The organism is Xanthobacter wiegelii (assembly GCF_043193855.2).
Lineage (GTDB): Bacteria > Pseudomonadota > Alphaproteobacteria > Rhizobiales > Xanthobacteraceae > Xanthobacter > Xanthobacter flavus_A.
On record NZ_CM195529.1, the window covers coordinates 1,498,048 to 1,517,013 of the forward strand.

At 67.2% G+C, this 18,966-nt stretch carries 18 protein-coding genes and 2 pseudogenes; 11 read left to right on the forward strand and 9 right to left on the reverse strand.

Translation table 11 applies throughout. The features are described from left to right. Positions 1 to 8: 8 nt before the first annotated feature. Together V5F63_RS06885 and V5F63_RS06890 are read right to left on the reverse strand one after the other, a co-directional pair. The gene (locus V5F63_RS06885) at positions 9 to 1,169 is read right to left on the reverse strand and encodes an acyl-CoA dehydrogenase family protein (protein ID WP_394102921.1); all 1,161 of its coding nucleotides are present in this window, start codon (positions 1,167 to 1,169) and stop codon (positions 9 to 11) included. Between the two features lie 89 nt (positions 1,170 to 1,258). Further along, complete coding sequence (locus tag V5F63_RS06890; protein WP_209488345.1) at positions 1,259 to 2,458, reverse strand: CaiB/BaiF CoA transferase family protein; 1,200 nt, start codon at positions 2,456 to 2,458, stop codon at positions 1,259 to 1,261. Between the two features lie 202 nt (positions 2,459 to 2,660). Between V5F63_RS06890 and V5F63_RS06895 the strand changes: the two are divergent. Next, positions 2,661 to 2,747 (forward strand): annotated as a pseudogene (locus V5F63_RS06895) (IS5/IS1182 family transposase); the annotation flags it as partial. Between the two features lie 137 nt (positions 2,748 to 2,884). Here V5F63_RS06895 and V5F63_RS06900 read toward each other — a convergent pair. The 7 genes and pseudogenes from V5F63_RS06900 to V5F63_RS06930 all read right to left on the reverse strand — a co-directional run. After that, a pseudogene (locus V5F63_RS06900) lies at positions 2,885 to 3,978 on the reverse strand (transposase family protein); the annotation flags it as partial. A 463-nt stretch (positions 3,979 to 4,441) separates the two neighbouring features. After that, positions 4,442 to 5,248: an HpcH/HpaI aldolase/citrate lyase family protein gene (locus tag V5F63_RS06905; RefSeq protein ID WP_394102171.1), complete on the reverse strand. Its 807-nt coding sequence runs from the start codon at positions 5,246 to 5,248 to the stop codon at positions 4,442 to 4,444. Beyond that, positions 5,245 to 6,069, reverse strand: a complete 825-nt coding sequence (locus V5F63_RS06910) for an HTD2 family dehydratase (RefSeq protein ID WP_209490333.1) — start codon at positions 6,067 to 6,069, stop codon at positions 5,245 to 5,247. Before V5F63_RS06910 ends, V5F63_RS06905 begins: the two co-directional genes overlap by 4 nt. A 29-nt stretch (positions 6,070 to 6,098) precedes the next feature. After that, entirely contained in the window at positions 6,099 to 7,262 is a 1,164-nt protein-coding gene (locus V5F63_RS06915; protein ID WP_394102163.1) for an acyl-CoA dehydrogenase family protein, read from the reverse strand. Positions 7,263 to 7,266: 4 nt separating this feature from the next. Next, the gene (locus tag V5F63_RS06920) at positions 7,267 to 8,577 is read right to left on the reverse strand and encodes an acetyl-CoA hydrolase/transferase family protein (protein ID WP_394102162.1); all 1,311 of its coding nucleotides are present in this window, start codon (positions 8,575 to 8,577) and stop codon (positions 7,267 to 7,269) included. A 20-nt stretch (positions 8,578 to 8,597) separates the two neighbouring features. Beyond that, positions 8,598 to 9,794, reverse strand: coding sequence for an acetyl-CoA C-acetyltransferase (locus V5F63_RS06925; protein WP_209488349.1), 1,197 nt, complete (start codon positions 9,792 to 9,794; stop codon positions 8,598 to 8,600). Between the two features lie 278 nt (positions 9,795 to 10,072). Beyond that, entirely contained in the window at positions 10,073 to 10,870 is a 798-nt protein-coding gene (locus tag V5F63_RS06930) for an IclR family transcriptional regulator domain-containing protein (RefSeq protein ID WP_209488350.1), read from the reverse strand. A 383-nt stretch (positions 10,871 to 11,253) separates the two neighbouring features. Between V5F63_RS06930 and V5F63_RS06935 the strand changes: the two genes are divergently transcribed. From V5F63_RS06935 to V5F63_RS06980, 10 genes are read left to right on the forward strand one after another with little or no spacing between them, the layout of a single operon-like run. After that, entirely contained in the window at positions 11,254 to 11,934 is a 681-nt protein-coding gene (locus tag V5F63_RS06935; RefSeq protein WP_209490335.1) for a 3-oxoacid CoA-transferase subunit A, read from the forward strand. Next, positions 11,927 to 12,598, forward strand: a complete 672-nt coding sequence (locus tag V5F63_RS06940; RefSeq protein ID WP_209488351.1) for a 3-oxoacid CoA-transferase subunit B — start codon at positions 11,927 to 11,929, stop codon at positions 12,596 to 12,598. The genes V5F63_RS06935 and V5F63_RS06940 overlap by 8 nt, the downstream gene beginning before the upstream one ends. Before the next feature lie 44 nt (positions 12,599 to 12,642). After that, on the forward strand, positions 12,643 to 13,755 hold the full coding sequence (locus tag V5F63_RS06945) for an ABC transporter substrate-binding protein (RefSeq protein WP_209488352.1): 1,113 nt from the start codon (positions 12,643 to 12,645) through the stop codon (positions 13,753 to 13,755). Positions 13,756 to 13,758: 3 nt separating this feature from the next. Next, positions 13,759 to 14,628, forward strand: coding sequence for a branched-chain amino acid ABC transporter permease (locus V5F63_RS06950; protein ID WP_209488353.1), 870 nt, complete (start codon positions 13,759 to 13,761; stop codon positions 14,626 to 14,628). After that, entirely contained in the window at positions 14,625 to 15,503 is an 879-nt protein-coding gene (locus V5F63_RS06955) for a branched-chain amino acid ABC transporter permease (RefSeq protein ID WP_394102161.1), read from the forward strand. The genes V5F63_RS06950 and V5F63_RS06955 overlap by 4 nt, the downstream gene beginning before the upstream one ends. Then, positions 15,500 to 16,252 carry an ABC transporter ATP-binding protein gene (locus V5F63_RS06960; protein WP_209488354.1) on the forward strand — a complete coding sequence of 251 codons (753 nt, stop codon included), beginning with the start codon at positions 15,500 to 15,502 and terminating at the stop codon, positions 16,250 to 16,252. The genes V5F63_RS06955 and V5F63_RS06960 overlap by 4 nt, the downstream gene beginning before the upstream one ends. Continuing rightward, positions 16,249 to 16,998, forward strand: coding sequence for an ABC transporter ATP-binding protein (locus V5F63_RS06965; RefSeq protein WP_245327462.1), 750 nt, complete (start codon positions 16,249 to 16,251; stop codon positions 16,996 to 16,998). Before V5F63_RS06960 ends, V5F63_RS06965 begins: the two co-directional genes overlap by 4 nt. Before the next feature lie 38 nt (positions 16,999 to 17,036). Next, the gene (locus V5F63_RS06970; protein WP_209488355.1) at positions 17,037 to 17,513 is read left to right on the forward strand and encodes a nuclear transport factor 2 family protein; all 477 of its coding nucleotides are present in this window, start codon (positions 17,037 to 17,039) and stop codon (positions 17,511 to 17,513) included. Then, positions 17,510 to 18,292, forward strand: a complete 783-nt coding sequence (locus V5F63_RS06975; protein ID WP_394029034.1) for an alpha/beta fold hydrolase — start codon at positions 17,510 to 17,512, stop codon at positions 18,290 to 18,292. Before V5F63_RS06970 ends, V5F63_RS06975 begins: the two co-directional genes overlap by 4 nt. Before the next feature lie 32 nt (positions 18,293 to 18,324). Beyond that, complete coding sequence (locus V5F63_RS06980; RefSeq protein ID WP_024280238.1) at positions 18,325 to 18,942, forward strand: glutathione S-transferase family protein; 618 nt, start codon at positions 18,325 to 18,327, stop codon at positions 18,940 to 18,942. Positions 18,943 to 18,966 lie beyond the last annotated feature (24 nt).

Sequence of the window (18,966 nt, forward strand, 5' to 3'; positions counted from 1 at the left end):
GGCCACGGTCACAGGGAGAGGCCATTGCGGATGATGGAGCGGGCGACGAGCATCCGATGGATCTCGGAGGTGCCGTCATAGATCCGCGTCACCCGGCAATCCCGGTAGATGCGTTCCAGCGGCAGATCCTTGGAGAAGCCATAGCCGCCGAACATCTGGATGCCCCGGTCTGCGACGCGGCCGAGCATTTCCGACGCGTAGACCTTGATCATCGAAACCTTGTCGCGCGGATCCAGGCCCTGATCGATGTCCCAAGCGCAATTCAGCACCATCATGCGGGTGGCATAGATCTCCATGGCGCTGTCGGCGATCATCTGCTGCACCATCTGGAATTCCCCGATGGGCTGGCCGAACTGCTTGCGGGTGCCCGCATGCAGGCGCATCAGATCCAGCACGCGCTGGGCCATGCCCACCGCGCGGGCGCCGATATGGCCGAGCCGGATGCCGCTGACGCTGGACATGATGAGCTTGAAGCCGCCGCCCACCTCGCCCAGCACATTGGCCTGCGGGATGCGGCAGTCGTCGAAGACGAGCTCGGCATGGCCGTAGCCGCGATGGCCCATCATGGGCTGCACCCGGGAGACCGAGAAACCGGGAGCGTCGCGATCCACCAGGAAGAGGGTGATGCCGCCGCGGGCCCGCTTTTCCGGATCGGTCACGGCCATGACGATCACATAGTCCGCAATGTCGCCGTCGGAGATGAAATGCTTGGTGCCGTTCAGCACCCAGTGGCCATCCTCGAGCCGGGCGGTGGTGGTGATGGCGGCCGCATCCGAGCCGGCGCCGGGCTCGGTGATCGCCATGGCGCAGATCTTCTCGCCGGTGATCGTCGGCTCCAGATACGCCGCCCGCTGGGCCGGCGTGCAGGCCATCAGCATGGGATAGACCTGCCCGAACACCCGCCGGATCAGGGCATCGGAAGTCTGGCCGAGCTGCTCTTCCACCAGGCACATGTCGAGCACCGACAGGCCGCCGCCGCCCACCTCCGCCGGCATGTTCAGCGCATAGAGGCCGAGGGCGATGGCCTCCGCCTTCAGGGGCGCAAGCTTGTCAGGCGGAACGCGACCCAGCTCCTCGGTCTCCTGCTCCAGCGGCTGCACCTTGTCGCGCACGAAGCGGCGGACCGTATCGACCACCATGCGGGTCTCGTCGGAAAGGGAAAAGTCCATGCCTCAGGTCCTGTAACGGCCGATAAGAAGGGTCCGCGCGAGGCAGCGACGCCGCGCGCGGTCGGAACTCGGAAGCGGGCAGATGGGTGTCAGGCGGCGGAGGCCGCGCGCACCACGTCGTCCGTCAGGAAGGTCTCGATCTCATCCGCGGCATAGCCGACCTCGGCCAGGATCTCCCGGGTCTGTGCGCCCAGGGGCTGGGGAACCCGGGCGATCGGCAAGGTGGCGCCGTCATAGTGCACGGGGTGGGATACGAAGGTGACCTGTGCGCCGCCGGAACTCGTCGCCGTCTGGAAGGCGCCGAGATGGGCCAATTGCGGATTTTCGCGGACGGCGTCGTAATCCTCCACCGGCGCATTCCACACTCCGGCGGCGTCCAGCGCCGCCTGCCATTCGGCGGTGGTGCGGGTCGCGACCTGCGCCACGATCAGCCGGTTGTAGGAGGCGCGCTCCTTCAGCATGGTCTCGGGGCTGACCTCGGCGAGTTCCGGGAGGTCGAGGGCGCGGGCGAGCACGGCTGGTGCGGCCATGGAGATGGCGATGCAGCCGTCGGCGGTGCGGTGAATGCCGTGGCCGGCGGAGGAGAACCAGCTTGCCACCCCCTGCGGCGCACGGGGGCCGTCGTCGTGGGGCGCTCCGTTCAGCCAGGCGGTCAGGGGCTCGCCCTGAAGGTCGATGGCGCTCTGGAGCAGGCTCACGTCGACCCGCCGGCCATCCCCCGTCTGCTCCCGGGCGAATAGCGATGCGACGATGCCCAGCACGCAAAGCACGGCGGTGTGGTGATCGATCACCACAGAGCCCAGCGGCACGGGCGGGCCTTCGGATGGGCCGGTGTGTGCAGCAAGGCCGGACATCGCCTGAAGCAGAAGGTCCTGCCCCGGCCGGTGGGCGAAGGGGCCGGTGGCACCGAAGCCGGTGGCGGAGGCGTAGATCAGGCGCGGATAACGCGCGCGCAGGTCTTCCGGCCCCATACCGAACTTCGCCATGGTGCCGGGTCGGAAGTTCTCCATCACCACATCGGCGCCGGCCACCAGGCGCTCGGCGATGGCGCGTCCGGCCGTGCTCTTCATGTCGAGGGCGATTGAGCGCTTGCTGCGTCCGGTGTTCAGGTGATTGACGCTCTCGCCGGCCACGAAGTGCCCGGCCACCGCCCAGTTGCGCTGAAAGGCGCCGTCCAGCGGCTCCACAGCAATCACGTCCGCGCCCATGTCCCCGAGCATCTGCGCAGCATGGGGCCCGGCGAGGAAGTGATTGAAACTGATGACACGAACGCCCTTGAGCAGCGACACGCTTCGTCCTCCGGGAAGGCGAACCGGGCGCCACGGAGGCGACCGGATGATCCGCGAACGATAGTAGCGGTGGCTGCGCTGTGGCGGCACTAGCGATAGCTATGAAATTTTAGGGATCAACTATCTGTTTTAGATATAGTTTGACCCGCGTCGGCATCCAATGCTACCTCGCAGTCGACAGCGCGATCTTCGGCTGAGATAGGCCCGCGCCAGCATCGATGCCTCCTCCGTTGCCAGAAAGGGGGGCGATGCGATCGGCCCGAACCCGACCGACCACGGCAAGCCGGGCATCGCCGGCCCGCGGGACCGCCATCGCCGTGATGGGGCCAACATCCGAATTTCTGTGTTTCGGCATGGAGGAATGACCCCGTTGTGAGGGGGATCGGCGTGTAATTTTGGGTCTGACGCAGTTTTGGTGGTGAAAAGCTAAGGGGCCCCAATCAGGCGGGCCTGGAGGAGGTCGAGCTTTCCTCTGCCGTACATCTGGCGCTTGACGAGTTTGAGCTTGGTGATCTGGCCTTCGGTTTGGCCGTTGGACCAGGGTGAGGTGATGGCGGCAACCACGGCCGCCCTATCCTTGACAACGCCGTTGGCGAACGATGCGACGAGACTTGGTTTGGCCCGCTCCAGCCATGGCTCCAAGTCTGCGACAATCTTCTTGCGGATCATGGCCTGGAAGATGGCGATGGTCGTCCGCGCCTCAACGAGGGGTGGCACGCCGTCCTCAATCGCCGCGATCGTAATGCTCTCGGATTTGGACAAGCGGTCGCGGCTGATGGTCATGAGGCGCGCAATGGTGCGCGCCGAGGGCGTACGGCTGAGTGCATCACCGTCCATTCGTTCGGCGCGGCGACGACGTGCCACCCACTCGGTGACGACCCGAAGGCAGCCGCGGAAGCCTTGGCGCTTGAGGTGTCGCCACAGCCCCGCACCATTACGTTCGCCGGCTGCCCACTTGTCCTCGAGCCACGGCAGGTACAGTTCGAGCGAACTTTCCCGTAAGCGGAAGACATCTGTGCGCTCACCGCGCAGGAGCCACGCTTGCGCTGTCGCGGGCTCCCGGTCGGGCAAGAGAGCTATGGTCCTGCGGGGCGCTCAAGGTCGCAGATGATGGTGCCATAGCGTTGATTGCGTCGCCACGCCCAGTCGTCGATCCCTATGACCGTCGGAGGGACGAAAGGGCGGCTACCGCGTCGCCGCACGACCCTGAGCAGGGTATCGTTGCTGACCGGCAGCATCAGCCTGCGGGCAAGGCTCGCCGCCGGTCGTCCGCCCAGCGCCAGCCCGAGGTGGTGAACGATGTGGTCGAGCCGGGCAGTCCGCCGTGCCCACGGCGCCAAAACCTTGGCGTCGAAGCGCTTGGCAAAGATGCGCTGGCCGCAGAGCACCGCGTCGCAGTGGAAACGCCGCGCCCGGACAACGAGCCGAACCGGTTTGCCCGCCATCGGCAGATCCGCCAGATGCCGATGATAGCGACTGTGTATCCGCTCCGAGGTTCTCCCGCATCCCGGGCACGAACTCGCCTTGCCAACCGCGCGAACCGTAATCAGCATGCCGGCGCTGTCGCTGCTGACATCGTCCACCACGAATCCGCGCGGGACCAGAGTCGAAGGTCGGAGAGAGGGCTGCATGGTGTTGATTCCAATCTCAAAATCAACGCCAGCCGAATCCCAAACTCCATCAAAAATGAGTCAGACCCAATATTCGGCGCCGATAGGGGGGCAGGTTTCAACGCCGATTGACACATAGGATCGCAAGGGGTTGAGGCACGCGCGCTGACAATCCCACCGATACCCATGCATCGACCGGCCATGAAGCCAGCAGCCAATGATGTGCGCCGCTTTTCCGCCTTCTCAGAATCGTCGCCGATCTCGCCAAGGAGCGGGTGGCGCTCGATCCTTCTTCGGGAACAGATCGTCGTGATGCCTGGATAGGGCGGGACGATAGCGGCTGCCAGGCGGCGTCCGGCTCCGCCGAAGGTGTTTACAAAAGTCGGGGCGATCCAATCGTAGCGAGAATCATTCGCGCTCGAATGCGAACGGGTTCGTCCACCATAGCTCCGTCGACCGCGGTCGCCCCCTCCCCGGATGCGAGTATTCTTTTTGCCCAAGCAATCTCGGCGGCGTCCGGTAGAAAGCCGGAGCGGATGGCCTCGATCTGCCGTGGATGGATGGCGAGCTTGCCGCTGAATCCCAGTCCGCGGGCGTGCCGGGCATCGTCAGCGATAAGCGCCTCGTCGTCGATCCCGGTGGTCACCCCATCCACCGGGGCGGGGCCGCCCGCGAGGCGGGCCGCCAGCACCAGCTCTGCACGGGCCAGCAGCAGCGCCTCCCGCACATGGGCGCAGCCGAGATCGGCGCAAAAATCGATGGAACCGAAGACGATGCGCACGACCGCCGGATGGGCCGCGATGGCTCGGGCGGCGGCGAGACCGCGCGCCGTCTCGATGAGGGCGACGATCGGGATCGCCGGGCCGAGGGTCGCCGCGACGGCGTCGAGGATGGCGGGGTCCTCCGCCTTGGGCAGCACCGCGGCAGCGGGGCGAAGGCGGGCGACCGCCACCAGGTCTTCGGCATGCCAGGGTGTGCCCATGCCATTGACGCGGACCATGACCGGGATCGCAAGGTCGGCCGTCAGCGCATCGCGCGCGCCTGCCTTGGCGTCCGGGGGGACCGCATCCTCAAGGTCGATGATGACGGCGTCGGTCCCGGAGGCAGCGGCTTTGCCGAAGCGATCGGGCCGGTGCCCCGGGACGAAAAGCGGGACGACGAAGTCGAGCGCGCCCATCACCATTGCGCCTCTGCGCTCATGGCGACCGGGCCGCCCGGACGGGCGGTCCACAGCCGGAGCGTCTCGCCCTGGGGCGTCGCATTCATGGTGAGCGGAGCCGTGTCGAACGCAGGGGAGAGGCCACGGTAGGAGAAGCGGGCGGGCGACGTGCCGCGGATTGCGGTGGCGAACCGCAGCAGCAGCGTCGCCTGCAGCGGCCCGTGGACCACCAGCCCGGGATAGCCTTCGACCTGCGTGACATAGGGCAGGTCATAGTGGATGCGGTGGCCGTTGAAGGTCAGCGCCGAGTAGCGGAAGAGCAGGGGGGGCGAGAGGGCCTGCTCGCGGCGATGGGCGCCTTCGGCCGCGGGTTCCGGTGCCTTCGGCGGCGCAGCCACCTCGAGTCCGCGATAGACGATGCCCTGGCGCTCGGTGAGGAGCGATCGCCCTGCCGCATCGAGCTCGTGCTTCACCGTGACGAAGCAGAGCGGGCCGGTATTGCCCTGTTTGAGCGTCACCTCCTCCACCCGCGAGACCCGGCGCACAAGGTCGCCAACGCGGATGTCGTCATGGAAGACCAGGCTGCCTCCTGCCCACATGCGCCGCGGCAGCGGCACCGGGGGCAGGAAGCCGCCGCGCGCCGGGTGGCCGTCCGGGCCCAGCGCCGAGGTGAGCGCCGCGGGCTGGGTGAGGCACCAGTGGAGAAGGCGCGGCGCCGCCTCACCGGTGCGCGGGTCTCCCGGTTCCTCGTCGAAGGTTGCCCGGAACTTGCGCACGAGATCGGCCGTCACCGGCTCGGCCGCGACGTCTTCCCTGCCGATCCAGCTACGCAGGTGCTCCATGTCGATGTCGTGGCTCACGGCGCGTCTCCTCAGAAGGACCGGGGCAGACCGAGCACGTGCTCGGCCACGTGGGAGAGGATGAGATTGGTGGAGATGGGGGCCACCTGGTAGAGGCGCGTCTCGCGGAACTTGCGCTCCACGTCGTACTCGCAGGCGAAGCCGAAGCCGCCGTGGAACTGCAGGCAGGCATTGGCCGCCTCCCACGAGGCCTTGGCGGCAAGGTATTTGGCCATATTGGCCTGCGTGCCGCACGGCTGGTGCGCGTCGTAAAGCCGGCAGGCCTCGAACCGCATCAGGTTCGCCGCCTCAACTTCGATGAAGGCCTCGGCGATGGGGAATTGCACACCCTGGTTCTGGCCGATAGGGCGCCCGAACACGACCCGCTCGTTCGCGTAGGCCGTCACCTTGTCGATGAACCAGTAGCCGTCGCCGATGCATTCGGCGGCGATCAGCGTGCGCTCGGCGTTGAGACCAGTCAGGATATATTTGAAGCCCTGTCCCTCCCCGCCGATCAGGTTTTCGGCGGGGATCTCCAGATTGTCGAAGAACAGCTCGTTGGTCTCGTGGTTCACCATGTTGAGGATGGGGCGAACCTCCATGCCGCCTGCCATCGCCTCCTTGATGTCGACGATGAAGATGGACAGGCCTTCCGACTTCTTTTTCACCTCCGCCAGCGGCGTGGTGCGCGCGAGCAGGATCATCAGGTCGGAATGCTGGACGCGGGAGATCCAGACCTTCTGGCCGTTGATGACATAGCGGTCGCCCTTCCTGATCGCTGTAGTCTTGATCTTGGTTGTGTCGGTGCCGGTGGTGGGTTCGGTAACCCCCATGGACTGGAGACGCAGCTCGCCGGCTGCGATCTTCGGCAGGTATTTCTGGCGCTGCGCCTCGGAGCCGTGCCGCACCAGCGTGTTCATGTTGTACATCTGGCCGTGGCATGCGCCGGAATTGCCGCCCGCACGGTTGATCTCCTCCATGATGACGGACGCTTCCGTGAGGCCGAGACCGGAACCGCCGTACTCCTCGGGGATCAGTGCCGCCATCCAGCCGGCCTTCGTCAGCGCATCGACGAATTCTTCGGGGTAGCCGCGCGCCTCGTCCACCTTGCGGTGATATTCGGCCGGAAAATCCGCGCACAAGGCGCGCACGGCGTCGCGGATGTCCTGGAACTGGTCGCTTCCGATGGTCTGCATATCCCTAGGCCTCGATGGATTTAATGTTATCGGCTGATCCGCCCGCGCGTGGTGCGGCGACGGACGCACTGTGGATTTCCTCGCCCGCCTCCAGCGCTGTCCGGAACTCGGGAGCGGCGATATCGAGCATCCGCCGGCGCCGCTCGGCCAGCCCGAGGCCGCGCAGGTCCGCGACGCCATGTTCGGTCACGATTATGCCGGCATCGGCGCGAGCGGTACTTGTCGGTCCGTTCAGTCGGGTCACGATGCGGCTGCGGGCGCCATCGCGACCGTTCACCGTCGCCGGCAGCGCCACGATGGGCAGTCCGCCCTTGGAGGCGTGCGCACCGCGCAAAAAATCGGCTGCGCCGCCCACCGCGCCCACGTAACGCCCGCCTGCGACCTCGGCGTTGATCTGGCCGGAGAGATCCACCTCGATCGCTGCATTGATGGCGGTGAACTTGTGCTGTGCCCTCAGGACGTCGAGCGCGTGCGTGTAGTCCGTGCCGCGCAGGTTGAAGCGCGGATTGCGGTTCACGTACCGCATGAGCCGGGGGCCGCCGGCCGCAAGTCCGGCCACTGCAATGCCGCGATCCACGCTCTTGCGCGCATTGGTGAGGGCGCCCGCCTCGGCCAGGAGCGCGACGCCCTCGGATGCGAGCCCGGAGTGAAGGCCGAGGTCCCGGTGGCCCGCGAGTGCTGCGAGGATGGCCTCCGGAAGCCCACCGATTCCGATCTGCAGCGTGGCGCCATCCTCCACCAAGCCCGCGACGTGGGTCGCAATGACCCGCTCCGTAGCGCCGGGCTGCGGGACAGGGGCCTGGAGCGGGGGGCGGGACGTCCGCACGATAATATGGACATTCTTTGCGGACAGGGCCCGCTCGGCGTGCGTCCAGGGTGTCCGATCGCTGACCTCGGCGATGACGAGGCGGGCGCGGTCCACCAGCGGGGCCAGATACTCGAGCGCGGTGCCGAAGCTGAGGCGTCCGGCATCGTCCTCGGCGAGATTGAGGAGCAGCACATCGACCCGACGGGCCAGAATGCCCGGCAGATCCGAATAGTGGCACGGCAGGATGTCGAGCTTGCCCTGGCGTTCGAGCACGCGATTGTGCCCCGCGCCGCAATACGACTGGAATTGCATCGCGCCAGCTTGGCCGAGCTGCGTTCCCCAGCTCATGCCGATGAAGGCGGTGAGACCGGGAATGCTTGCGCATTGGTCGAGGAGGCGCGCGGTGAGGGTCGCCGGCTCGGCGGAAGCCTGCCCCCAGACGATATGGTCGCGGGGACGCAGCAGGGTGGAGAAGTCGAGCGCCTGGGGCGCGAGTTCGATAGCCATGGCGGGTGACCCGGGCCCGTTCACGCGCGCTCGAAGATGGCGGCGGCACCCTGGCCGCCGCCGATGCACATGGTCTCCAGCCCGTAGCGCACGCCGCGGCGCTTCATCTCGTGAAGCAGCGTGGTCATGATGCGCACGCCGGTCGCCCCGATGGGATGGCCGAGGGAGATGCCCGAGCCGTTGACGTTGAGCCGATCCTGATCGTCCCAGCCCCAGCCTTTCAGCACGGCGAGGACCTGGCACGCGAATGCCTCGTTCACCTCCACGAGCCCCATGTCGTCGAAGGAGAGCCCGGTCTTGGCGAACAGGCGCCGCGTGGCCGGCACCGGGCCGTAGCCCATGGTGGCCGGGTCGCAGCCCGCCACGGCCCATCCGGCCAGGAAGCCCAAAGGTTCAAGGCCGAGGGTGGCCAGCCTGTCCTCGGCGACGATGAGGCACGCCGCGGCGGCATCGTTCTGCTGGCTGGCGTTGCCGGCCGTGACAGTGCCGCCGGGCATGATAGGCTTAAGCTTGCCGAGGCTTTCCGGGCTTGCCTCCTCGCGGATCCCTTCGTCGCGGATGACGTGGAGCGGGTCGGCGTGGCGTTTCGGCACTTTGACCGGTACGACCTCCGCGTCGAAGCGGCCTTCAGTCCATGCGGCCGCCGCACGCCGGTGGCTGCGGGCCGCGAAAGCGTCCGCCTCCTCTCGCGTGATCTGGAACTGGCGCGCCAGGTTTTCCGCAGTCTCGATCATGCCGGAGATCACGCCGAACCGCTCCGACGGCTGCGAGCGTTCGCGGCCGCGATCGAGCCGGTCGTAAAGGCGGGTGGTGCCCGCCCGGCGACCCCAGCGCATGTCGGTCGTGTAGAATTCGATGTTGCTCATGCTTTCGACGCCACCCGCGAGCACGACATCGCACGCGCCGGTCTGAACCATCATGGCCGCCGTGGTGATGGCTTGCAGGCCGCCTCCGCAGCGTCTGTCGAGCTGCATGCCGGGAACCTCGATCGGCAGTCCGGCCTGGAGCGCGACCCAGCGGCCGACGCAGGGCGTCTCGCTGCTGGCATAGGACTGGGCGAACACCACGTCCTCGACGAGGGCGGGGTCAAGACCGGTGCGCGCGAGGACTTCCTTCACGACGAGCGCGCCGAGCTGCTCGACGGGCACCGGCCTCAGGCTCCCGCCGAATGTGCCGACGGGAGTGCGCACAGGGCTTACGATGGCCGCGCGTCTCATTGCTGCGTTTCCTCGTGCTGCGCCGGCGAGGAACGGACGGGGATCCGGGGAGGACCCTTCCGCCGCCGTGCGTCTGATGGTTGGGCAGCGCCCTCGCGAGGGGCGCGCCAGCGCAAGATGCATCAAGGCAGGCGGCATGTCCAGTAGGTGGACTAATGTCCGTCTATCGGACAATTACAGTTCGGCGCACGCTTCAGCGGGAGCTGCTCGCGTGTGCAAGCGACGGCTTCGGGCGGGTGAGGGAAAGCATTGTGGGTGCGAGAGCGGCGCGCGAATGCCTAGGGCTGGGCCCAGTCGCGCATGGTGCGCTCAACTTCGTGCGCGGCCTCCCGCAGCAAGGGGAGAAACACCTTTCGCATGTGGTCAAGGGAAACGCGGGCCGCGGTGGTGCCGATATTCAAGGCGGCAACGGTCCGGCCCGAACGGTCCTGTATGGGTACGGCGATGGAGCGGACACCCACTTCCATCTCCCCATCGATGACGGCGTACTGAAGCCGCCGTGCCTCTATCACCTTCTGGCGCACCTTCTGCGGGTCCGTGATGCTGCGGGGAGAGGGGGCGACGAAGGTTTCTTCCGCCAGCCACCCATCCAACTCAGCATCATCCAGACCGGCGAGCAGAACGCGCCCGAGCGACGAACAGAATGCAGGTAGCCGCGAGCCAACCTCGATCCCGGATGAGAAGATGCGCCGGGTTTCCACCCGCGCCACGTAGACGACATCGTGCCCGTCCAAGACCGCCATGGACGAGGATTCTCCGATATGCTCGGTCAGGCGCCGGATGACGCTGCGGCCCGCCTCGGACAGGCCGAACGCGGTCAGATAGGCGTTTGAGAACTGCAGCACCTTGGGTGTTAGCCAGAACAGCTTGCCGTCGCCGTCAATATAATTGAGGGCCTGCAGCGTCAGCAGGAAGCGGCGTGCGGTGCCGCGGCTGAGATCGGTGAGCTCTGCGACCTGGGTGAGCGTCATGCGGCGCGGCGCCTGCCCGAACGCCGCCAGGACATTGAGGCCGCGCTCCAGCGCGGTGACGAATTCCGGGCCGCGCTTCTCGTCTTCCGTCACCTTCTTGATCACGAATCGCTCTTTTCAGAATTCGCGGGATGTCGCACGCTGGAGGCGGTCGCGGCCCGCCACTTGGCAGAGCGTCTTGCGCCGCGACTCCCGCGGTCGAGTGCCCAGATGTCAGTGCCGCACAATCTAGATCAGCATACAAACACTTGTCCAATCAGCGGACGCGGGCGTTCCCCCGGCCGGGATGCTGTGCGGTGGCGTGCCCGAAGCGGAGCCCCGCCCCGGCGGATACGTCCGGCCCTTGGTGCCAAGAGGTGAGTCGGGCGGCTTGACAGGGCGGGCGTGTGACTATCTACTATTCGGACAAAAGTCCAATAGACGGACAAATGAATGATCGGGACGGCATCGAGACGATGCCGCCAGCCGGCCAGGATGGGTGGGAGGACATGATCGATAAATTCGTTCCCTCGGTCGCGGAAGCGCTCGCTGGGGTCAGGGACGGCGCGACCATCCTCGTCGGAGGCTTCGGTGCCGTCGGGCAACCCGACCTTCTCATCGAGGGCCTCATCGCGCAGGGCGCATCGGGCCTCACGGTGGTTGCCAACAATGCCGGCTACGGGCAGGTCGGCCTCGCGCGGCTCCTGGCGGCGGGACGGGTCCGGCGTCTGGTGTGCAGCTATCCGCGCATCCCGGGCTCGGTGATTTTCGAGGAGCTTTACAAATCCGGCCGGCTGGAGCTGGAGCTGGTGCCGCAGGGCACTCTCGCGGAGCGGCTGCGGGCTGCCGGTGCGGGCATTCCGGCTTTCTTCACCCCGACCGGGGCCGGAACGCGGCTCGTGGAGGGGAAGGAGACGCGTCGTCTAGGCGTGCGCGACTGTGTTCTGGAGCACGCGCTGCATGGCGACGTGGCGCTGATCCAGGCGTGGCGGGCGGATCGCTGGGGCAATCTCATCTATCGCAGCGCAGGCCGGAACTTCAACCCGGTCATGGCGCCCGCCGCTGCGCTCACAATCGCTCAGGTGGAGCATACCGCCGCCCTGGGAGAGCTCGATCCGGAGGCGATCGTGACCCCCGGGATCTATGTGGACCGAATCGTGCATCATCCGGCGGAGGCCGCCCATGCGTGAAGATACCAGGAGCGCGGAAGCGCGCCTCTGCCGCCCCCGCTCGCGCCAGGAGATGGCACGACGTGCCGCCGCAGACATCGGTGACGGCTGGTACGTCAACCTTGGCATCGGTATTCCGACCCTGATCGCCAACCACGTCCCGGCGGACCGCGAGGTCATTTTCCAGTCCGAGAACGGTCTGCTCGGCTTCGGGCCGGCACCGGCCCAGGAGTTGATCGACCCCTACCTCATCAACGCCGGCAAGCAGCACGTGACCCTGCTCAAGGGGGCCGCGATGCTTCATCAGGCCGACAGCTTCGCCATGATCCGGGGACGCCATCTCGACCTGTGCGTGCTGGGCGCCTTTCAGGTGGCGGCGAACGGCGACCTCGCCAACTGGGCCACTTCAAGCAACGATTCCGCGCCGGCAGTCGGCGGCGCCATGGATCTCGCGCTCGGCGCCCAGAGGGTGTGGGTGATGATGGAGCACACCACCAAGGAGGGCGAGCCGCGCCTGGTGGAAAGCTGCATCTATCCCCTGACCGCCCCTGGGGTGGTGTCGCGCATCTATACGAACCTCGCAGTGCTGGATGTGACACAGCAGGGCTTTAGGCTGGTGGAGCTTGTCGAAGGGCTGACTCCCGCCGAACTGCAGAACGTGACCGAAGCCCCGATTCTTGTTTGAACGAAAAAACGCGAGCAACAGCGTCCCTTAGGGAGGAAGCCAAGATGATCAACCGACGTACCGTTCTCGCCGCGATGCTGGCGAGCGCCGCATTGCCGTCGGCGCTGCGCGCCGATGCCGAGCCCTACGTGCTCGGCACCTTGTTCCCGATGACCGGTCTTCTGTCGGAGCTTGGTGCGATCTACAGCGGCGCCACCGCTCTGGGGCTGGAGCATGTGGCGGCGGACAAGCGCCTCAAGAAGCCGATCGTGCTCAAAGCGCAAGATAGCCAGAGCACGCCCCAGGGCGGGGCGGTGGGCATGTCGAAGCTCGCGAACGTCGACCGGGCGCCCTACGTACTGGTGGGCCTCACCGGCGTCGCCAAGGCTGCCGAGCCCATCGCCACGCGCGCCAAGGTCCTGATGATGAATGGCGGCGGCGTCGGCCCCGACCTTGCGGGCCTTTCCCCCTACTTTTGGAACATCATCCCCCTCGCCAACCAGGAGTTGCCAACCGCTTTCGGCTGGATGAAGCGCAACGCGATCAAGCGCGTGGCCCTGGTCTATCTGGACGATCCGCTCGGCAACGCCCTCCGCAAGGGCCTGCAGGAGGGATTGCCCGCCATCGGCGCATCGCTGGTGGGCGAGTTCAGCGCGGCGCCCTCTGCCCAGCAGTTCTCCGCGATGATCGCCAAGATCCGCGAAGCCAAGCCGGACCTCGTCTATGTCGCCTCGTACGGAACGCAGCAGACCCAGATATTCAAGCAGTTGCGCGACAATGGAATCACCCAGCCAATCATGACCTATTCGGTGGGCGGCACGCCCTCGGTGGCGGCGCTGCCGGAAGCCGAGGGCGTGATGTTCACCTCGCAGGTCGCCGACTGGGATGCTGCCGATCCCCTCACGCGCCGCTTCGTGGATGGCTGGCGCGCCAAGTACAAGGACAATCCCACCACCTACGCGCAGAACTATTACAACGCCGTGCTGCTCTACGCCCAGCTCATCGAGCGGCTGGAGAAGGAGGGCAAGCCGGTGACGGGCGACACGCTGAAGGAAGCCATTGCAACCGGGAGCTTCGATCTGGTCGGCGGGAAAGCGAGCTTCTCGGCCAGCGGCGCCATCGACATGCCGACCCAGCTCAACCGCGTGCATGACGGCAAGTTCGAGAAGGCGAGCTGATCCATGCTCCTGAGCCAGCTTGCGGTGGCGGGCATCCAGACCGGGATGCTCTACGCGCTGACCGCCGCGGGATTCGCGCTGATCTTCGGCGCCACCCGCGTCTTCCACGTAGCCCACGGCGCCACCTTCATCCTGGCTGGCTACGCCTTCCTCGCGGCTCTGCAGCTGGGTCTGCACTGGTCGCTGGCGAGCCTGTGCTCGCTGCTGGTCGCCGTCGCCTTCGGCCTGTTCATGGATGCTCTGGTCTACAGGCCGATCCAGAAGCATGAGGGCTCCTTCTTCACGGTGTTCGTCGCCTCGTTCGGCGCGGGCATCGCCATGCAGGCGCTCATCCAGTTCTTCTTCGGCGGCGGCTTCGCCACGATCTCGGTGCCGCTGACGCGGGCCGCCCAAGTGCTGCCGGGGCTCTATATCGCCCCCGTGTTCTGGGTCGCGCTGGCGGTGGTCGTAGTGGTCTTCGTCGCTGTCAGCCTGTTCCTGGAACGGACCCACGCCGGCCTCGGCCTGCGGGCTCTGTCCGAGAACCCGGAGCTGCTGCGAGCCTATGGCCTCTCCGCACGGCGCCTCTCCGCGCTCGCCTTCGTGGTCGGCTCGGCTCTTGCCGTGCCGGGCGCGATCCTCACCACGATCACCACCGGCATTCAGCCGGCGGACAGCGCCCACGTGATGCTGGTCTCCCTTGCGGCGACGGTGGTCGGTGGCATTGGTTCCATCCGGGGCGCGGCTCTGGCGGGCCTTTTCCTCGGCCTCGTCGAGAACTTGGTGGTCGCCGTGGTGGACACCCAGTGGAGCCAGGCCGCCAGCTTCGTGGTGCTGTTCGCCTTCATCCTGTTCCGCCCCAATGGGCTCATGGGGAAGGCTGGTGCGCGATGATTGCCTATCTCGTCAACCTCGCGACCCTGATCGCCATCTTCGGTATCGCGGCCAGCAGCCTGAACCTGCTGATCGGATATGCCGGCATCTTCTCGATCGCCCATGCCATGTTCTTCGGCATCGGCGCATATGTGGCCGCCCAGGTGGCGCTCAGCGCCACTCCAGACTTCCTGGTGGCGGCGCTCGCGGCCGCGGTGGTGGCGGGGGCCCTGTCGCTCTGCCTTGCCCTGCCCGCCCTGCGGGTGCGTGGCGAATATTTCGTCGCCGCCTCGCTCGGGCTGCAAATGATGGCGAGTACCATTTTCGCCGAGGCCCACAGTCTCACCGGCGGCGTCGGTGGACTGGTCGGCATCCCTCCGGCGCGAATCCTGGGCTTCGACGTGGCCTCGCCCGATGCCTTCCTCGTCCTGGCACTCGTCTGCCTCGGCGTGACGCTGGCGGCGGTGCGCACGCTCATGCGAGGCAGCTTCGGCCGTTCGCTGATGGCCCTGCGCGACAGCGAGAGCGCGGCGGAAGCGTTCGGCAAGAACGTTCGCGCCCTGAAGACGCTGGTGGTCGTCGTCGGCTGCTTCTTCGTCGGTATCGCCGGCGCGCTGTTCGCCTTCCACATGGCGTTCGTCAACGTCGAGAGCTTCACCCTTGAGCAGTCCGTCGTGCTGATGGCCATGGTCATCATCGGCGGCGCCGGGACCCTGACGGGGCCACTCGTCGGCGTCATCGCGCTGCTCAGCCTTCCGGCAGCGCTGTCCTTCCTGCCCTTCATCCCGTCGACGGAGATCGGCACGGTGCAGCAGTTCATCTATGGAGCTCTCATGACGGTGCTCATGATCTTCCGTCCGAGCGGCATCGTTGGCCTTTCGCGGGGGGCAAGATGAACACGCCGATCCTGCTCTCCGCGCGCGGACTCTCGCGCAGCTTCGGCGGCAATTCCGCCGTCCAGGATGTGACGCTGGAGTTGCACCAGGGCGTCGTCACGGCCCTTGCCGGCCCCAACGGCGCCGGCAAGACCACCCTGTTCAACCTCATCACCGGCCACCTCGCCCCCGATCGCGGCGCGGTGGAGCTGAAGGGCGCCTCCATCCTCGGCCTCAAGCCGCACCGGGTGGCGCTGAAGGGCATCGCCCGCAGCTTTCAGGACCTGCGCCTGTTCGGCTCCATGAGCGTCTACGACAACGTGCTGTCCGCCATCGAGCCCACCCCCTGGCTGTGGCAGCCGGGCGGCAGCTCCGGCGCGGCGGCGCGGCGGCTCCAGGTGGAACGCGCGCTCGACGCCACCGGGCTCGCCGAGCTCGCCGGCACGCGGGCCATCGACCTCTCCTATGCGGAGACGAAGTTCCTCTCCATGGCCCGGATCATCGCCACCGGCGCGCCGATCTGGCTGCTGGACGAGCCGGCGTCGGGGCTCGACCCTGCTTCCCGCTCGCGCTTCGTGAAGCTGGTGAAGGAAGCCACGGCGGCCGGCGTCACCGTCTGCCTCATCGAGCACAACCTCGACATCGTCACCGAGCTTGCCGACCGCATCGCCTTCCTCGACCAGGGCCGCAAGCTCGCGGAGGGCACGCCGGACGAGATCCTGGGCGATGCGAAGCTCATCGCCATCTACTTCGGGGAGCGCAGGGAATGAACATGGCCGTCTCCGTCCTTCCCGACACCTCCGCCGTTCCCGCGCCCGCCATCGCCGTGCGTGGCCTGCGGGCCTCCTACGCCGGACGGGAGGTGCTGAGCGGCGTCGATCTCCACCTTGCTGCCGGGGAGGTGCTGTGCCTCGTCGGGCACAATGGGGCGGGCAAGTCCACGTTGCTGAAGATCCTGTTCGGACTGCACGCGGCGGACACCGGCGAGGTGATGCTGCGCGGGCGCGCGCTGAAGCCTCATCCGAGCCTCATGGCACGCGACGGCGTGGCCTATGTGCCCGAGGGCCGGGGCGTGTTTCCCGGTCTCACGGTGCAGGAGATATTCACCCTGGCCCTGTGGTCCGCGAGCCTCGGCGCCGGCGAGGGCCGCGCCCGCATCGACGAGGTGCTGGAGCTGCTGCCCAAGCTGAAGGATTTCTGGCTGAAGCGCGCCGGCCAGTTGTCCGGCGGCCAGCAGCAGATGGTATCCATCGGCCGGGCGCTGCTGTCGCGTCCTGGCATCCTGCTGCTGGACGAGCCCTCCATCGGCCTCGCGCCCAAGCTGTTCCAGGACCTGCTGGCGCCCATCCGCGTCATCCAGCAGCGCCGCGGCATGTCCATCCTGCTGGTGGAGCAGAATGTGGGCGAGGCTTTCGCCATCTCCGATCGGGTGGTGGCCATGAAGTCCGGGGTGATGATCTACGAGGGCACGCCGGCGGATCTCGCCGACCACGCCAAGCTGCTGACGCTCTTCTGAGCCGAAGCCACGACAAACGAGCCCCGGGGAGGGACCATATGAAGACAATCGAGCAACGGCTTCAGCTCATCGAGGACCAGCTGGAGATCGGGCAGCTCCGGGCCCATTACTGCCACCTGCTCGACGAGCGCAGGTGGGACGCGTTCGTCGCGCTCTTCACGCCGGACGGCGTGTTCGAAGGGCTGGAGGCGGTGAGCGGCCACGACGCGCTGCGCACTTTCTTCAGCGAACGCGTGCCGAAGCTCGCCGAGGATTTCTGGCACTTCTGCACCAACGGCACGGTGGAAATCGATGGCAACGTGGCCACCGGCCGCATCTCCATGGAATATCTCTCCGTCACCGATGGCGTCTCCTTCGTGTCGGCCGGCCACTATGACGACGTGATGCGCCGCGTGGACGGCCGCTGGCGCTTCGCCTCACGCAGGATCACCTTCTATTTCCTCTCGCCGCTCAGCGAGGGCTGGGCCGGGCGGCCGTTCCCGGGTCGCGCGCCGGCGGCGAGGGCGGCAGAATGAACTGGATCGAGGTCAACGGCGGCGGCACGCGCTACGTATGCGAGGGCGACGGGCCGCTGCCGCTGGTCCTGATCCACGAGATGGGCGGAGCGCTGGAGAGCTGGGCACCGCTTCTGCCCCTGGTGGCGGAAGGGCGCACGGTGCTGCGCTACGACGTGCGCGGGTTCGGCCATGCCTCCAAGCTGCGCGGATCTGGCGCCATGGATGTGCTGGTGGCGGACCTGGTCGCGCTGCTCGACGCCCTGTCGATCGATGATCCGGTGGACCTGTGCGGCATGGCGGTGGGCGGCGCGGTGGCGCTGCATGCGGCGGCGTGCCATCCCGGCCGGGTGCGGCGGATCGCGCTCATGGGTCCGGCCCTCGGCATCGCGCCCGAGCGGCGGGAGGCGGTGCATGCGCGTGCGGATGCGCTGGAAGCCGGCGGCATGGATTCCATCGCCGACGGCGAGCTTGATCTCACCTATCCGGCGGCACTGCGTGAGGATGACCGCTTCCCGGCCTATCGCGCGCGCTGGCTCGGCAATGATCCGTCGAGCTACGCGGCCACCTATCGCATGCTGACCGGGCTCGATTCCCGGCCGGCGCTTGGCGCGGTGTGCTGCCCTTCGCTGTTGCTCGCCGGCGCGCAGGACCCGCTGCGCCCGCCCGCGCTCATCGCCGCGGCCGCGGCCGCAATTCCCGATGCGCGCTTCGCGGTGGTGCCGAGTGGGCATGTGATGGCCCATCAATCCCCCGCGATTGTGGCGCGGGAACTCGATGCGTTCTGGCGCGCCGCGTGAGGCGACGCCGACAACCGAAAGCCCTTCCTCCCATGAAGATGCATTGGTCCCCCCGTTCCCCGTTCGTGCGCAAGGCGATGATCGCCATCCACGAGATGGGCCTTCAGGATCAGGTCACCTGCGTGCGTACGGTGGCCTCGCCGTTCAAGGCCCATGAGGAGCTCATGGACGACAACCCGCTGAGCAAGCTGCCCACGCTCGTGCTCGACGACGGCACCGTGGTCTATGACTCCCACGTCATCTGCGAATATCTCGACACCCTGCACACGGGGCCGCGCCTGTTCCCCACCGTCTGGCCGGAGCGCCTCATCGCGCTGCGCAACGAGGCGCTCGGCGACGGCCTGATGGACCTCGGCCTCCTGTGGCTCATCGAGCGCTGGCGCGGCGAGGGCATGCAGTCGGCCGACCTCGTCACCGCCAACGCGCGCAAGGTGGAGCGGGTGCTCGCCCGGCTGGAGGCCGACGTGACGCTGCTCGCCGACCGTCCGTTCGACATCGGACACCTCACCATCGGCACGGCGCTCGGCTATCTCGACTTCCGCTTCCCCTTCCTGGAGTGGCGCAACGGGCGGCCGGTGCTGGCGGCCTGGCACGCGGGCTTCCTGGAGCGACCTTCTGTGCAGGCCAATCCGGTGGTGGACGATTCCTGAGCCGTCCGCCCGAACGCCCCGAAC

Bases quoted from the DNA above. Each gene is read 5' to 3' on its own strand.
- V5F63_RS06885 (WP_394102921.1), bottom strand. From the start codon at position 1,169: ATGGACTTTTCCCTTTCCGACGAGACCCGCATGGTGGTCGATACGGTC.
- V5F63_RS06910 (WP_209490333.1), bottom strand. From the start codon at position 6,069: ATGGAGCACCTGCGTAGCTGGATCGGCAGGGAAGACGTCGCGGCCGAG.
- V5F63_RS06915 (WP_394102163.1), bottom strand. From the start codon at position 7,262: ATGCAGACCATCGGAAGCGACCAGTTCCAGGACATCCGCGACGCCGTG.
- V5F63_RS06920 (WP_394102162.1), bottom strand. From the start codon at position 8,577: ATGGCTATCGAACTCGCGCCCCAGGCGCTCGACTTCTCCACCCTGCTG.
- V5F63_RS06925 (WP_209488349.1), bottom strand. From the start codon at position 9,794: ATGAGACGCGCGGCCATCGTAAGCCCTGTGCGCACTCCCGTCGGCACA.
- V5F63_RS06935 (WP_209490335.1), top strand. From the start codon at position 11,254: ATGATCGATAAATTCGTTCCCTCGGTCGCGGAAGCGCTCGCTGGGGTC.
- V5F63_RS06940 (WP_209488351.1), top strand. From the start codon at position 11,927: ATGCGTGAAGATACCAGGAGCGCGGAAGCGCGCCTCTGCCGCCCCCGC.
- V5F63_RS06945 (WP_209488352.1), top strand. From the start codon at position 12,643: ATGATCAACCGACGTACCGTTCTCGCCGCGATGCTGGCGAGCGCCGCA.
- V5F63_RS06950 (WP_209488353.1), top strand. From the start codon at position 13,759: ATGCTCCTGAGCCAGCTTGCGGTGGCGGGCATCCAGACCGGGATGCTC.
- V5F63_RS06955 (WP_394102161.1), top strand. From the start codon at position 14,625: ATGATTGCCTATCTCGTCAACCTCGCGACCCTGATCGCCATCTTCGGT.
- V5F63_RS06960 (WP_209488354.1), top strand. From the start codon at position 15,500: ATGAACACGCCGATCCTGCTCTCCGCGCGCGGACTCTCGCGCAGCTTC.
- V5F63_RS06965 (WP_245327462.1), top strand. From the start codon at position 16,249: ATGAACATGGCCGTCTCCGTCCTTCCCGACACCTCCGCCGTTCCCGCG.
- V5F63_RS06970 (WP_209488355.1), top strand. From the start codon at position 17,037: ATGAAGACAATCGAGCAACGGCTTCAGCTCATCGAGGACCAGCTGGAG.
- V5F63_RS06975 (WP_394029034.1), top strand. From the start codon at position 17,510: ATGAACTGGATCGAGGTCAACGGCGGCGGCACGCGCTACGTATGCGAG.
- V5F63_RS06980 (WP_024280238.1), top strand. From the start codon at position 18,325: ATGAAGATGCATTGGTCCCCCCGTTCCCCGTTCGTGCGCAAGGCGATG.